The 14462-nt window shown below is 60.3% G+C and carries 15 protein-coding genes; 14 read left to right on the top strand and 1 reads right to left on the bottom strand.

Going from position 1 to position 14462, the window contains the following annotated elements:
- Positions 1 to 16: 16 nt before the first annotated feature.
- Genes tppE through tppA form a run of 6 tightly spaced genes read left to right on the top strand, consistent with a single transcriptional unit; the run spans position 17 to position 6283 of the window.
- Positions 17 to 520 carry a type IVa pilus pseudopilin TppE gene (gene tppE / locus OKB81_RS06270; RefSeq protein ID WP_160837176.1) on the top strand — a complete coding sequence of 168 codons (504 nt, stop codon included), beginning with the start codon at positions 17 to 19 and terminating at the stop codon, positions 518 to 520.
- Positions 517 to 930, top strand: coding sequence for a type IVa pilus pseudopilin TppB (gene tppB / locus OKB81_RS06275; RefSeq protein WP_270805154.1), 414 nt, complete (start codon positions 517 to 519; stop codon positions 928 to 930). The genes tppE and tppB overlap by 4 nt, the downstream gene beginning before the upstream one ends.
- Positions 927 to 2021 (top strand): PilW family protein, encoded by a 1095-nt coding sequence (locus OKB81_RS06280; RefSeq protein ID WP_160837174.1) that lies wholly within the window; start codon positions 927 to 929, stop codon positions 2019 to 2021. Before tppB ends, OKB81_RS06280 begins: the two co-directional genes overlap by 4 nt.
- A gap of 10 nt (positions 2022 to 2031) precedes the next feature.
- Complete coding sequence (locus tag OKB81_RS06285) at positions 2032 to 2508, top strand: pilus assembly PilX family protein (protein ID WP_080688822.1); 477 nt, start codon at positions 2032 to 2034, stop codon at positions 2506 to 2508.
- Between the two features lie 11 nt (positions 2509 to 2519).
- Positions 2520 to 5873: a pilus assembly protein gene (locus tag OKB81_RS06290; protein ID WP_270662325.1), complete on the top strand. Its 3354-nt coding sequence runs from the start codon at positions 2520 to 2522 to the stop codon at positions 5871 to 5873.
- An 8-nt stretch (positions 5874 to 5881) separates the two neighbouring features.
- Positions 5882 to 6283: a type IVa pilus pseudopilin TppA gene (gene tppA / locus OKB81_RS06295; protein ID WP_160837170.1), complete on the top strand. Its 402-nt coding sequence runs from the start codon at positions 5882 to 5884 to the stop codon at positions 6281 to 6283.
- A gap of 4 nt (positions 6284 to 6287) precedes the next feature.
- Here the strand turns inward: tppA and OKB81_RS06300 are convergent, their stop codons facing one another.
- On the bottom strand, positions 6288 to 6674 hold the full coding sequence (locus tag OKB81_RS06300; RefSeq protein WP_160837168.1) for a type IV pilin protein: 387 nt from the start codon (positions 6672 to 6674) through the stop codon (positions 6288 to 6290).
- A 94-nt stretch (positions 6675 to 6768) separates the two neighbouring features.
- Between OKB81_RS06300 and OKB81_RS06305 the strand changes: the two genes are divergently transcribed.
- The 8 genes from OKB81_RS06305 (at position 6769) to luxS (ending at position 14351) form a co-directional block, all read left to right on the top strand.
- Positions 6769 to 7305: a GspH/FimT family pseudopilin gene (locus OKB81_RS06305; protein WP_160837166.1), complete on the top strand. Its 537-nt coding sequence runs from the start codon at positions 6769 to 6771 to the stop codon at positions 7303 to 7305.
- Complete coding sequence (locus OKB81_RS06310) at positions 7296 to 7919, top strand: PilW family protein (protein WP_160837164.1); 624 nt, start codon at positions 7296 to 7298, stop codon at positions 7917 to 7919. Before OKB81_RS06305 ends, OKB81_RS06310 begins: the two co-directional genes overlap by 10 nt.
- A 1-nt stretch (position 7920) precedes the next feature.
- Positions 7921 to 9018 carry a PilX N-terminal domain-containing pilus assembly protein gene (locus OKB81_RS06315; RefSeq protein WP_160837162.1) on the top strand — a complete coding sequence of 366 codons (1098 nt, stop codon included), beginning with the start codon at positions 7921 to 7923 and terminating at the stop codon, positions 9016 to 9018.
- A gap of 12 nt (positions 9019 to 9030) precedes the next feature.
- Positions 9031 to 11130 (top strand): type IV pilus modification PilV family protein, encoded by a 2100-nt coding sequence (locus tag OKB81_RS06320; protein WP_270662320.1) that lies wholly within the window; start codon positions 9031 to 9033, stop codon positions 11128 to 11130.
- Positions 11131 to 11203: 73 nt separating this feature from the next.
- On the top strand, positions 11204 to 12826 hold the full coding sequence (locus tag OKB81_RS06325; RefSeq protein WP_270662318.1) for an NAD+ synthase: 1623 nt from the start codon (positions 11204 to 11206) through the stop codon (positions 12824 to 12826).
- 9 nt (positions 12827 to 12835) lie between these two features.
- Positions 12836 to 13174 (top strand): nitrogen regulatory protein P-II, encoded by a 339-nt coding sequence (glnB, locus tag OKB81_RS06330; protein ID WP_005308848.1) that lies wholly within the window; start codon positions 12836 to 12838, stop codon positions 13172 to 13174.
- A 46-nt stretch (positions 13175 to 13220) separates the two neighbouring features.
- Positions 13221 to 13823, top strand: coding sequence for a transglycosylase SLT domain-containing protein (locus OKB81_RS06335; protein WP_041214486.1), 603 nt, complete (start codon positions 13221 to 13223; stop codon positions 13821 to 13823).
- 18 nt (positions 13824 to 13841) lie between these two features.
- On the top strand, positions 13842 to 14351 hold the full coding sequence (gene luxS / locus OKB81_RS06340; RefSeq protein ID WP_010673112.1) for an S-ribosylhomocysteine lyase: 510 nt from the start codon (positions 13842 to 13844) through the stop codon (positions 14349 to 14351).
- Positions 14352 to 14462: the final 111 nt, after the last annotated feature.

A 14462-nucleotide genomic window follows, 5' to 3' on the forward strand; every position in this document is an offset into this window, starting at 1 on the left:
ATCAGAGCGAAACAGGATGTTTTTGCGTTCAGGTTTTAGCCTCATCGAGCTGATGGTCACCGTTGCGCTCATCTCTATCCTGCTGACGTTGGGAGTCCCCTCCTTTAGCGCGATATTGCGCAACATGACGCTGACCAGCCAGGCCAACAACTTCGTGGCCGCCATCAACCTCGCCCGCTCCGAAGCCATTCGCCGCAATACCGCGGTCACGCTCTCCGCAACCGCCAGCAACCTGACCCAGAACCACTGGGAATTGGGCTGGCAGATCTGGGTCGATCGCAACGGCAATGGCACCCTCGACAACGGCGAACTGCTGCGGCTCTTTCCCGACATGGGCGCAGGCACCCTGGTCAGCAATACGTCGCTGGTTCGCTTCAGTGGCAATGGCTTTCTCGACGGACGTCAGCAGGTGGCGCTGGTGTTCTCTCTGCAGCCGCCGGAGTGTGCCCAAGAGGCATCGCGCGACATCACGATCACCCCGGCCGGGCGCCCATCCATCGTGGAGACCAGCTGCATATGAAACGACATCAGGGGGTATCTCTGCTTGAGATCATGATCGCCGTGCTGGTGCCGTCGATCGGCATTCTCGGCATGGCGACCCTGCAGTTGCAGGCGCTCAAGAGCAATCAATCGGCGCTTACCCGCACAGAAGCGACCCAGTTCGGCTACATGATCGCCGACATGATGCGGGCCAATCGCAGCGCGGCCCTGCTCGGTCAATACAATGTCGGGCTGGGAGAGGCTGTCTCCGGCAGCTCGATGGCGATACAGGATGTGCAGTACTGGAAACAGGCGCTGACCGGCCTGCCGGGCGGTGACGGGGCCATTGCCGTCAGCGCCGGGCAGGCGACCATCACCATCCAGTGGGATGCCAGCCGGCTGGCTACCGAGCCTGCGCTGCGCAGCATGACCCTGAGGACGGATCTGTGAGCGGGCGGCGCACCTTGTTGCGTCAGGCCGGTGTCGGTCTGGTGGAGGTGATGATCGCCCTGCTGCTGTCACTGCTGACGGTCGGGGTCATCATTCAGGTGCTGCTTGGCAACCACAAAACCTATCTGACCGGCGAGGCCATCGCCCGGGTTCAGGAGGACAGCCGGTTTGCCGTCAATCTGCTGCAGCAGGAGCTGCGGATGGTGGGCTACCAGGGTTGCCTCAGCAAGCAGGGGGTCAACATCACCAACACCCTGAGCGGTGGTACGGCGCTGCCCTACAACTTCACCGTCTATCTGCGCGGCTATGACAATGTCACCGCCGCGCTGCCCGTGGCGCTGTCGGCCCTGTTTACCGCTGCCGAGCCCAAACCCAAACCGGGAACCGACGTGTTGCTGGTGCAGGGGCCGACCGGCGCCGGGGTGCCGGTCACTCGCAACAACAGCGCCGCCCAGCTGTTCGTGCAGCAACTCTCCAGCAAGGCCAACTACTGCGGTACCGGCAAGCAGGGCTACAGCGACCTGTGCGAGGGGGACATCGTCATGGTGTCCGACTGTCAGAAGGCGCGGATCTTCCAGATCACCCAGACCCAGGTGGTGGGTGGCGGCAGCGAGGTCAACATCGGCCACTCCAACGACAATAAATACACCCCGGGCAATGCCGTCAGCTCCTGGGGCGGCGCCAGCAGCCCGGTCGAGGAGCGCTTCGGTGCCGGCTCGGTATTGAGCCGGATGGAGACCCGGATCTATTACGTCGCCCGCCCCTCTGCCAACGCGCCCTATGCCCTGTATCGCAAGAGCGGTCTGGCTGCCGGCATGCTGCTGGTGGACGGGGTCACCGATATTCAGCTGACCTTCGGCGAGGATCAGAACCGGGATCGGGCGGCGGATCGCTATGTGAGCGCCGCCAGCAACCCGAACTGGGACAACGTGCTGGGGATTGGCGTTCAGCTCTTGATGCGCAGTGGTCAGGGCAACGTGGTATCAGATCCGCAGGCCATCAGCTTTGCCGGTGCAACCTTCCAGGCTGTCGACAATCACTGGTACTGGGTGGCCGAAACCACGGTCGCCCTACGCAACCGGCTGCCATGAGGAGGGAGGCATGATGGCTCGACAAGGGGGAATGGCGTTGGTGATCAGCCTGATTTTTCTTGCGGTGGTGAGCTTGCTGGCGATGGCCAGCATGCAGAGTGCCCTGCTGCAGGAGAAGATGGCGGGCAACCAGAAGGAGTCACAGCAGGCGCTGCAGGCGGCGGAGGCGGCGCTGCGTGCTGCCGAGCGCTATCTGGAGGCGGGCAGTTCAGGCCCCTACGACAACAGTGCCGGCCTCTATGAGTTCGTCAGCGTGGCGGTGGATCCCGCCTCTCCCTCCACGGCCTGGCGTACCTATGCCAATAGCGGTCTGACCGGACGGGCCCCCGAATATTTCATCGAGCGGTTGCCCTATACCCAGGGCAGCAACGAGAGTCTGGCGGTTGACGAGCCTATCAGCGAGCGCCGCCTCTATCGCATCACGGCAAGGGGATTCGGACTCTCGGACGAGAGCCGGGTGCTGTTGCAATCGACCTACAGCCGCTAGGAGAACAACCCATGCGTGCATCTGGCTACGGACTCTCGGCCCTGCTGCTCTGCTCCCAGGTGCAGGCGGCCCTCGACATCGCCCAGGTTCCCCTCTATCTGGGTACCCGGGCCGAACCCAACATCATGTTCAGTCTCGATGACTCAGGTTCGATGCACTTCGAGTTGATGCCGGAGGGGTTGATCGAGAACAGCGCCCGCTACGTCTATCCCAGAGCCGACAATGTCTATGGCAGCGAGGATTATGACAACCGGACCGTGACCTTCACCAGCAGCAACGACCGCAACGCCTATACCCGCTCAAGCAACAACAACAAACTCTACTACAACCCGCAGCAGAGCTATCGGCCCTGGGCCAAGGCGGACAGCACCCTGATGGCGAATGCCAGCATCAGCTGCGCACCGCACAACCCCTTCAATACCGCCGCCGGCTGTCGTGATCTGACTAAGAACAACCGCTCCAAGTCCCTGCGTTACTACACCGGGTTCTCCTCCACTGACTACAACGACGATGAGACCTTCTGGCCTGCCGTCTACTTTGCCTACAAGGGCAGTGGCGACGTGAAGAAGGTGGGCAGCTATACCCGGGTGGAGATAAAGTCCGGCAGTACCTATGGCGGGCGCCCCAATCGCAGCGATTGCAAGAGCGCCCCCGTTTGTACCTATGACGAGGAGATCCAGAACTTCGCCAACTGGTACACCTACTACCGCTCCCGGATCCTGGCGGCTCGTGCCGGGGTCGGCCGTGCTTTTGCAAGCCAAGGGCAGGCCCTGCGGGTGGGGTTTGCCACCATCAATGCCAGCGGCAGCGTGATCCGCGGCGTCGCGCCTTTTTCCGGCACCGATCGCAGCGCCTTTTTCAGCGACCTGTACAGCCGCGATATTCCGGCCGCCGGTACACCGCTGCGCACCAGCCTGAAAGATGTGGGGGAGTACTTCTCCCGCACCGACAACAACGGCCCCTGGGCGGCCAGTGCCGGCAGCACCTTGCCCCACCTCACCTGCCGGCAGAGTTACAACATCCTGATGACCGATGGCTATTGGAACGGGGATACCCCCTCGGTAGGGGATCTGGACAAGGATGGCTACAGCAATACCCTGGCCGACGTGGCCTACAAATACTGGAAAACCGACCTGCGTGCCGATCTGGCCGACAAGGTGCCGACCAGCACGGTGGATCCTGCCAACTGGCAGCATCTGGTCAACTTTACCGTTGGACTCGGGGTCAACGGGTCGCTCAATCCGGCCAACGGCATCCCGAACAGCTGGCCCAATCCCCATGATCCGGATGACAAGGAGTACAAGAACGCGACCTACATTCCGGAGTACAAGATCGATGATCTGTGGCACGCGGCACTCAACAGCAAGGGCAGCTTTTTCAGCGCGGGCGACCCCGACATCTTTGCTGCAGCCCTGAGCAGCACCCTGGCCCAGATCGCGGCCCGTAACAGCTCCGCCAGCTCGGTGACCGCCAACGCAACCCGGCTGGACAGCAACACCCACATCTACCAGGCCCGCTACAACAGCGGCGACTGGTCGGGGCAACTCATCTCCATTCCCCTCAACAGCGATGGGTCGCTGGGCAACATGGCCTGGAATGCCGCCACCCTGATCCCGGCACACACCTCCCGCAGCATCTTTACTCGACAAAACGGGGTCGGCATTCCCTTCACCTGGGCCGATCTCAACGCCACCAACCGTGCCCTGTTCAACCTTGCTGGCGACAGCCAGGGGGAAAACCGGGTTGCCTATTTGCGCGGTGATCGCAGTCGCGAGCAGAGCAATGGCGGCCTGTTTCGCAGCCGCAGCGATCTGCTGGGAGACATCATCAACTCGGATCCCGTCTATGTCGGCAGCCGGGATTACGGCTACGGCAGCGCCACCGGCCTGACCCAAGCGGAGCGCGACGGTTATCTGATTTTCCTCGGTTCGACGGCTATTCGCAGCCGTACACCCATGCTCTACGTGGGGGCCAATGACGGCATGCTGCATGGTTTCAGGGTCGCCAACGGGGTGGAGACCCTGGCCTACATTCCTGCCAGCCTGTTGGGGGATCTGAGTTTGCTGACCAAGCCGGACTACAGCCATCGTTACTATGTCGATGGCACGGCCAAGGTAGGCGATGCCTATCTTGGCAGCAGCTGGAAAACCGTGCTGCTGGGATCGACCGGTGCCGGTGGCAAGGCCGTGTTTGCCATCGACGTGACGGCGCCGGACAACTTCACCGCCGACAAGATGCTGTGGGAGTTTACCAATACCGAGATGGGAGTGGCGCTGGCGGCGCCGACCCTGGTTCGGGTCAAGTCCGGCAACAAATGGGTGGCGCTGGTGGCCAACGGCTACAACAGCACCAGCCAAACGGCGCGCCTGTTCGTGCTGGATCTGGCGACCGGTGCGGTGATCAAGGAGATAGATACCCAGGTGGGCTCGGCCAGTGAGCCCAATGGTCTCTCATCCCCCTTGCCGGTAGACGAGGATGGCGACCGGGTGGCGGACTATGTCTATGCCGGCGATCTGCAGGGCAATCTGTGGAAATTCGATCTGACCGACAACAACAGCGCCCAGTGGGGGAGTGCCTTCAAGACCGGCAACAAGCCAAAACCGCTGTTTCAGGCGTGCAACGGAACCTGCTCCGCCAGCACGCGTCAACCCGTCACCATGCGCCCGCTGGCCATCCGTCATCCCAAGGGAGGCATCATGGTGCTGATGGGGACGGGCAGCTATTTCACCAATGACGACAAGTTGCTGCCGGCGACCCCCAGGCTGGAAGCCGTCTATGGCATCTGGGATACGGGGGCTAGCGTGCTCAGCAGCCAGCTGTTGCAGCAGAGCATTACCCACGAGTATTCCGCCAATGGCACCACCATCAAGTTCAACGTCAGGGTGGTGTCCAACACGGCGGTCAACTACACCAGCCAGAAAGGGTGGTATCTGGTGCTCAAATCCCCTGCGTTGAGCAAGGGGGTGGGGGAGCGAGCCGTGTCAGAGATGCTTTATCGCAACAAGCGGCTGATCTTCAACACCCTGAGCCCCTCGGCGGACGCCTGTGACTTCGGTGGGCACTCCTGGTTGATGGAGCTGGATCCCGTTTCGGGAGCGCGTTTGACCTACTCGGTGTTTGACGTCAATGGCGATGGCGCGGTCAACGATGACGACTATGTGGGGATTAAGGACAGTGGCGGCAACGACATCAAGGTGCCGGTCAGCGGCAAGCAGTTTGACGAGCTCACCACGACGCCGAGCGTGGTGGAAGATGCCGACATGGAGCGCAAGTACATCAGTGGCTCCAGCGGCAACATTTCGGTCACGCTGGAAGAGGGGGCGGGTGATCTGGGTGGTCGCCAGTCCTGGTTGCAACTGGAGTAGAGGTGGAGATGGTGCGTGGATTTTCCCTGATGGAACTGATGATTGCGGTAGCCGTGATGGCCATTCTGACCGTGATTGCCTATCCCAGTTACAACAGCTACATGGCCTCTGCCAAGCGGGCAGAGGCCAAGGCCGCCCTGCTGGAGGCGGCGCAATACATGGAGCGACAGTTTACCGCTGACGGCAATTATGATGGTGGCAACTTGGTCTCCGCCGGGCTGGCTACCTTGCCCAGGGATGGCGGGACTGCCTATTACAATCTGGCGCTCAATGCCAGCGGCGCCAGCTATACCCTGACGGCGATCCCGACCGGGGTGATGAACGGCGATCCTTGCGGCCTGCTGACCCTTGATCAGGGCGGACAGCAGGGGGTATCGATGGCCAGCATGACGGCAGCCGAGTGCTGGTAGTCTGTCACCAGCAGGCGGCAGGAGTCTTGGTATCGGCCTTGTCGAGGGTCAGTGTATCGCAGGCGGTGCTGCCGCTCTTGTCGCCTGCTTGTGCCCCCTTGCTGGTGGCGATCAGGGTGTAGCTGGTGGCGGTGGCACCTGAAATGGAGAAGTCATAGTAGCTGCTGGTGGGGTTGCCCACTTGGGAGGGGGTGGCGCTGTAACTGGTATTGGAAACCCGGAACTCTTCCTGTTTCAGTTGCATGCTGAGCAAGCCCTTGAGCGCTTCGGCCCGGCGGGATTTGCGCAAGCCATCGGTGAAGCTGGGATAGGCGACAGACGCTATGATGGCGACGATGGCGACCACGACGATCAGTTCAAGCAAGGTGATTCCGGACTGTTTGATTCTCATGGGGCGGCATGCTTCGTGAAACAGGTTGATACTATAGGATAGTACTGACAGTAGACCCTACTGGCACGTGCAAAAAGAATGGAGTCTTGAGCTGATGGAAGGCAGAAAGGGCAGATCCGCCGGTTTTACCCTGATAGAGCTGATGGTTGCCCTGTCCTTGGTCGCCCTGTTGCTGACCGTGGCCATCCCCAGTTATCAATCCCTGCGCCAGGATCAGATGGTCAAGGCGGCCACCCAGGCGGTCTACACCGACATGATGCTGCTCAAGTCCGAAGCGCTCAAACGCAACAGCAATTTGCAAATGATCCTGTTCAACAGCGGTACCGACAGCTGGTGCTATCGCATCAGGATCGATGGCAGTTGCGCCAGTTGCAGCGACACCTGTTCCAGCATCGAGGGACGCAAAGGCGCTGATGCCAGTGAATTTCCCGGGATCATTCTGACGGGCACCTACACGGAGTCCTCAAGCCAGATACGTCCCATCAGCTTCTCCCCCCGGCGCGGTACCCTGCCAAGCGGCAGCATCACGGTGAGCTCCTCGGCCGCCAGTATGAAGGTTGTCACCAACAACCTTGGGCGGGTACGTACCTGTGCCGTCAGCAACCTAGCGGGGGAGGTGGCATGCAACTGAAAGTGCGGGGTTTCAACCTGGTCGAGCTGATGGTGGCCATGGTGGCGGGCTTGCTGCTGGTGGCCGCCGTCATTTCGCTGTTTGCCACCATTCTCAAGGCCAATTACACCGCCATGCAGACCAGCCGCCTGAACCAGGAAGTTCAGTTGCTGACGGACATGATGGCACGAGACATCCAGCGGGCGGGGTATGACGCCAACGCCACCCAGTTTCTTGCCGCCCCTTCTGGCAGCCGATCCAGTTTCTATTTTGATACGGCCACAGACCTGATGAATGAAACCGCGACGGGTTCCGGCCTGTATACCTGTATCAGGGTGCGCTATGACAACGATGAAAACGGAGTGCTGAGCAGTGATGACACCCTGATTTACAGCTACAGCAGTGCTGACAAGGGGATCAAACAGGGGACCGGTACCACGACCTGCGGTAATGGCAGTCTGATCTCCAGCGACGATACCGTAGAAATCACCGCCATGACGTTCAGGCTCCTGCCAAGCAGTCAGGTCAGCGGGGCGAGGGCGCTGCAATTGATGGTGAGCGGGCGATTCAAGGCCACACCGGCACTGACGCTGAATCTGCAGCGGGATATAAAACTGCGCAATGATGGGTACTGACATGAGCCGACAAACCGGTTTTACCACCTTCACCATCACTTTGTTGCTGGTGCTGATCCTGCTGGGCATTTCACTGCTGGTTGGCAAGATGTTGGTGGCCGATCGGCGAGTGACCCTCAACGAGGTGCTCTATCGTCAGGCCATGGCAATGGCGGAAGTGGGTCTGGCCGATGGACTCGGGCGGTTGACGCTGGACCCGAGCTGGAGGACCAGCGGGGCAATGACTACCTTGACCACGGGCAGCTATACCCTGTCATCTTCTGACGATACTGCCATCACGGTGGGGTCAGTGGTCGTGACGCCGATAAGGGTTCGTTCCCAGGCGACTCTCAGCAATAGTCAGGCCCAGGCGGCAGTCGAAACCAAGGTCGTGCGTTTCAGCGTACTGGCCGGCTCTCCTGCCGCACCTCTGACCGTGGCTGGCGGCATGGCGGTCGGCGGCAACTTCACCATAGTGGCCAATCCCAATGGTGGCGGGCTGGGGGTACCACTGTCGGTCTGGACCAGCGGCAACGTCGATCTGATAACGGGGACCGGACAGACCTGCCATCAGGGGGACTACGACGGCGGCTGTTCGGCCAACATCAGCCAGAAGGGGGACAAGCAGCCGGATATCAAGGACAACGATACTGCCTTCCCGACCGATCTGGTCTGGTATCTGTTCAATGAAAAGGATGATGCCAACGGTTGGGCCAATCTGGAGGCCAGGGCTACCCAGAAGCTGACAGACTGCAGCTCGCTTGGTCCTGCCTCAACCGGCCTCATCATTGTGGATGGGGACTGCAAGCCCTCCTCCAACGTTGGCTCTGCAACGGCGCCTGTGATTCTCATCGTGCGCAATGGCAATCTGGCGGTCAACGGCAATACGGTGCTGTATGGCTTGGTATTTGCCTACTCATCCAACCCTGCTGCTGCCGGGACGGATGTGAAGCTGACCGGTGGGGCCATCGTGTATGGCGCCATGGTTTCCAACTATCAACTGGGCAACGCCAACGGTACCTACGATGCCAAGTATGATGCCAGTGTCCTGAGCAACATCTCGAATGGTGCCGCATTCCAGATTGTCAATCAGGTGCCCGGCAGCTGGCGAGACTGGTAAGGGGATATGGAGATGAAAGGGCAAAAAGGATTTGGCCTGCTGGAGATCCTGATCACGCTGGTGGTGCTGGGAGTAGGCATTGTCGGCCTGGTCGCCATGTCCAAGTCGGCGCTGACGGTTTCGCAGGATGGCCGGCGTTATGAGACGGCGATGCGACTGGCAGAGTCAAAACTGGATGAGTTTCGCAACTTCAATAGCGTAGTGAACGCGACGGCCCCACTGACCGCCTACAACCAGATTGCCTCCGCCAACTCGACAGTAACCTTGTCGGGTGAGGCCTACTCGGTGGGATGGACGGTGACCAATCAGTATCTGAATGGCTCAACCTGGCAGAACGTGGCCCCGGCGGGCTATCGCCTGAGTTACCCGGGCCGCAAGGCGATCACGGTCAACGTCGGGTGGACGGACAGCGAAGGACAGGCTCGTACATTGCAACTGGCTGGCAATGTTTCGCCCATCGAGTCTTTGAGCTCCTCCCAACTAGATGGCGGTTTGAATACGGCGAGGCAGGGCCCCAAGGTCAACTATACCCCCGGCGTGGCGCCTGACGTCATCTCGGTGGAGTTGGGGGATGACAACAAGCAGGAGACCAGCAAGCCACTGCCGACCGTCACATCCAAAGATGGTCTGGTGGGCAAGCTGGTCCAGTTCGAGACGGTGACTTACAAACCCGCAGCGGGTGGCAATACCCAGCAGGTGCTGCAGGATATGGCATCCGTCTCCTGTTCCTGCAGTTATGGCTCCAGCCTGAGCGCCTACCTGCCGGGTCAGGCCTACAGTTCAGCCAGCAACCAGCTCTATTGGAAATCAGGCTCGCTGCAGACCAAGACCACGGGGACGCTCGACAGCAGCGTCAATGGCCAGCCGACGCTCTGTACCAGCTGCTGCAAGGATCACTTCGATGGCAGTGGCTCCAGCTTCACCAACTTCTATGCTCCGCTCAACACCAGCCGGGTACGCTACAGCAGCAGCCTCAGCACGGCGAACAGCGGCAAGTACGTGGATGCCTGCCGTTTTGTCCGGCTGGATGGCTATTATCGCCCCCTGCCTGACTGGAACCTGGTCAAGGTGGTGGTGACCACGGCCGATTTCCTGGCCAAACCAGCGAACCAGGCCAGTTATCAGAAATACATCAAGTATGTGGTCAAGACCTACATCGACTGGCAGAAGTCGACCCTGAACTGGACCCAGGGGGCCTCCGCCACCTTGCCGACCATCACCGATTTTTCAGTCTGGCTGGCTACCAACGCGGAAGCCGGGGGGGATACTACGACCGGGATCACAGTCAGTACGGGTACGGCGCAGCTCATCGCCCGCGGCATCTATGTGGATGTGCTCGACCCTGTCTATCTGGTGGGGATTGATACTAGCGCGGTGGACTATCTGACCAAGGTGCCGTTTCAGGACATCAACCTGACCATGCTGGCGGAGTGGGCCATGGCTCCGCAGAACTTGTTGACGGGCAATGCCACCGATTATGCCGCCGTCACCAACGAGACGGTCAAGACGGTGGTGGATCTCAACAACTACTATTTCGGCAGTTACAGCCGCGGCTACATGACGGCGAAGAAATCGACCAAGGACAGCAACCAGGTGCTGCAGAGCGTTTCTGTGCGCGTTACCGCTTATCAGGGGAATTCTGGCATCACGGCTTCGCTCATCTCGCCGCGGGATCAGTCGCTGGCGCAGACGGCGGACATGCTGGTCAAAATCGATGTGGGGCAGCAGACGGTGCCAACCATGAAGGTTAGCGGCCGTATTCAATGTCTTGAACGCGGGAAAGGGAACAATAATCCACCGCCTGAGGCATGTAGTAAAAATGCTTTCAACAACCTGAATATCAGTACCCCAAATTCTGGCGCTACCTGCCGCATCGACAAGCCACAGGCCAACAATCAACCGGCATCTTATCTATGTGAAGCTCCGGAGAACTCGACCTTGGCCATCAATCTTTCTTACTCTAACCAGGGCAGCACCACCTATATGTTGCAGCCACCCTCCTTCAGCGTGCAGATAACGCCTCAGCCCAACAATCAGGTGCTGAGCGGCCCCTGTTCACTGCTGGTGGACAACGGCGTGACCAACGCGACCAACCTGACTTGCACCCCTTGAGCCTTGGGCGCTGGCACAGCCAGCGCCTTTTCTTTATCATTCCCCATCATTTTCGAATTCAAGATGCATCGCCATGGCAAAAGCCCTCTCTCTGATGCTTGCCCAGTTAAATCTGACGGTAGGCGCCATCGAAGATAACTGTGACAAGGTACTGGCGGCAGCAGCCCAGGCCGATCAGCAAGGGGCCGATCTGCTGGTCTGCTCCGAGCTGGCCCTGACAGGATACCCGCCTGAGGATCTGCTGCTGCGCACCGACCTGATGGTCCGGGTCGAGGCTGCGCTGTCCCGCATCGCGGCATGGCAGGGACAATGTGCCATTCTGGTGGGCCATCCCTGGCGCGAAGAGGGGGCGCTTTACAATACGGCGTCTCTCTATGAGCGCGGTCAACTGCGGGCACGTTATTTCAAACAGGACTTGCCCAACTACGGGGTGTTCGACGAGAAGCGCTACTTCACTGCGGCGACCGATACCTGTGTGGTGCCGTTCCGTGGCCATCAGTTGGGCTTGCTCATCTGCGAAGATCTCTGGCAGCCGGGTCCGGCGCTGGCCGCCAAGGCGGCGGGGGCCGAGCTGCTGCTCACCATCAATGCCTCTCCTTATGATCAGGAAAAACCCTGGATCCGCCGCGAGCTGATGGCGGAACGCTGCGATCAGACCGGCCTGCCGCTCATCTACCTCAACCAGGTATGCGGCCAGGACGAGCTGATCTTCGACGGCTGCTCCAAGGTGTTCAACAGCCAGGGCGAGCTGACCCACAAGCTGGCTCCGTTTGCCGAAGAGCTGGCGCTGGTGCGCTTTGCCGATGGTCAGCCGGTGAAGGAGCGGGAACCCGCAGCGCCGCTGGAACCGTTGGCCGAGACCTATCAGGCCCTGGTGCTGGCGGTGCGCGACTATGTCACCAAGAACGGTTTTCACGGCGCCGTGCTGGGTCTCTCCGGCGGCATCGACTCGGCGCTGACCCTGGCCATTGCGGCCGATGCCATCGGGGCGGACAAGGTGCAGGCGGTGATGATGCCGTTCCGCTACACCGCCCAGATGAGCGTGGAGGATGCCAAGGAGCAGGCCGAGCGGATGGGGGTGGAGTTCAACATCATCTCCATCGAACCCATGTTCGAAGGCTTCATGACCCAGCTGGCGCCTCTGTTTGAAGGGACTGCCCGCGACACCACCGAAGAGAACCTGCAGGCCCGCTGCCGCGGCGTGCTCTTGATGGCGCTGTCCAATAAGCGTCGCCGCATCGTGCTGACCACCGGCAACAAGAGTGAGATGGCGGTCGGCTATGCCACCCTGTACGGCGACATGGCCGGCGGCTTCGACGTGCTGAAAGATGTGCCCAAGACGCTGGTCTTCAAGCTGTGCGAATACCGCAATTCCGTCGATTATGTGATCCCGCAGCGGGTCATCGACCGCCCGCCTTCGGCAGAATTGGCGCCGGACCAGGTGGATCAGGACAGCCTGCCGCCCTATGACATCCTGGATGCCATCCTCAAGCGCTACGTGGAAGAAGATGCCTCCGTGGCCGACATGGTGGCGGAGGGCTTCGAAGAGGCGGTGGTGCGCAAGGTGATCCGGCTGGTGGATCTCAACGAATACAAGCGCCGTCAGGCCGCCGTCGGCCCTCGCATCACGGCTCGCAACTTTGGTAAGGACCGCCGTTATCCCATCACGTCCGGGTTCGGCAAACAGAACTGGTAAGGAGTCACCATGAAGAAGATTGAAGCCATCATCAAACCGTTCAAGCTGGACGATGTACGCGAGGCCCTGGCCGAGATCGGCATCAACGGCATGACAGTGTCCGAGGTCAAGGGGTTCGGCCGCCAGAAGGGCCATACCGAGCTCTATCGCGGTGCCGAGTACATGGTCGACTTCCTGCCCAAGGTCAAGGTGGAGCTGGTGGTGCAGGACGAGGATCTCGATGCCTGCCTGGAAGCCATCCAGAACACAGCGCGTACCGGCAAGATCGGTGATGGCAAGATCTTCGTCTGCGAGGTGGAGCGCGTCATTCGTATTCGTACTGGTGAAGAGAACGAAGACGCGATCTGATGTGGTGGATGTGCCCTGTGATGAACAGCAAGAGTCTGTCGTTCTGATGTCGTTGTACCGTATCGGGGTCGTGGCGGCGTGCCTGATGGCGCTCACCGCGTGCAGTACCCGGCCGCCGGCCCAGCCGGAAAACCTGTGCCAGATCTTTCGGGAGAAACCCGAGTGGCACGAGGCGGCGCTCAAGATGAACGAGAAGTGGGGGACACCTGTCCAGGTAGTGATGGCCATGATGTACCAGGAGTCCTCCTTCGTGCACGATGCCCAGCCGCCGATGCAGTATTTCCTCTTCATCCCCACCGGGCGGGCCAGTTCAGCCTACGGCTATGCCCAGGTGAAAGACGAAACCTGGGCCGACTATCAGCGGGAAACCGGCAACGGCTGGAGCGATCGCGACGACTTTGCCGACGCCATCGATTTCATGGGCTGGTACACTCACAAGGCACAGCGGCTCAACGGCACCTCCAAGTGGGATGCCTATGGCCAGTATCTCAATTATCACGAAGGGTGGGGTGGCTATCGGCGTGGCAGCTACCGCAGCAAGGGATGGCTGATGAAGGTCTCCCGCAAGGTGGAGGCCCGTGCCCAGCGCTACGGTGCCCAGTATCGACAATGCAAGGATCAGCTCTCCAGCGGGGGCTGGTTCTGGTAACCAAATCAGGAGTCAGAAATGCCGTTATTGGACAGTTTTACCGTCGACCATACCCGCATGGCCGCCCCGGCAGTGCGGGTGGCGAAGACCATGCAGACCCCGAACAAGGACACCATCACCGTGTTCGACCTGCGTTTCTGCGTGCCGAACGAGGAGATCCTCTCCGAGCGCGGCATCCACACCCTCGAGCACCTGTTTGCCGGCTTCATGCGTGACCACCTGAACGGCAACGGGGTGGAGATCATCGACATCTCTCCCATGGGTTGCCGCACCGGCTTCTACATGAGCCTGATCGGTGCGCCGGATGAAGCCCGTGTTGGCGCTGCCTGGCAGGCCGCCATGAGCGACGTGCTGACCGTGCAGGATCAGGGCAAGATCCCCGAGCTGAACGAATACCAGTGCGGTACTTACAGCATGCATTCGCTGGAAGAGGCCCATGCCATCGCCCGCCATGTGCTGGAGCGCGGTATCGGTGTCAACCACAATGACGAGCTGGCCCTGCCGGAAGAGAAGCTGAAAAGCCTCTGATCCCGAGAAGGGAAGCATGAAAAAGGCCGGTCAATGACCGCAATGCTGTTCAGATAAGCACATTTTTGACTAATTATTCATAAATGCGACTTGAGTTGGGGGAGCAAGGCT

The sequence above is a fragment of the Aeromonas sp. QDB56 genome (assembly GCF_027705505.1).
In the GTDB taxonomy this organism is placed as follows: domain Bacteria; phylum Pseudomonadota; class Gammaproteobacteria; order Enterobacterales; family Aeromonadaceae; genus Aeromonas; species Aeromonas caviae.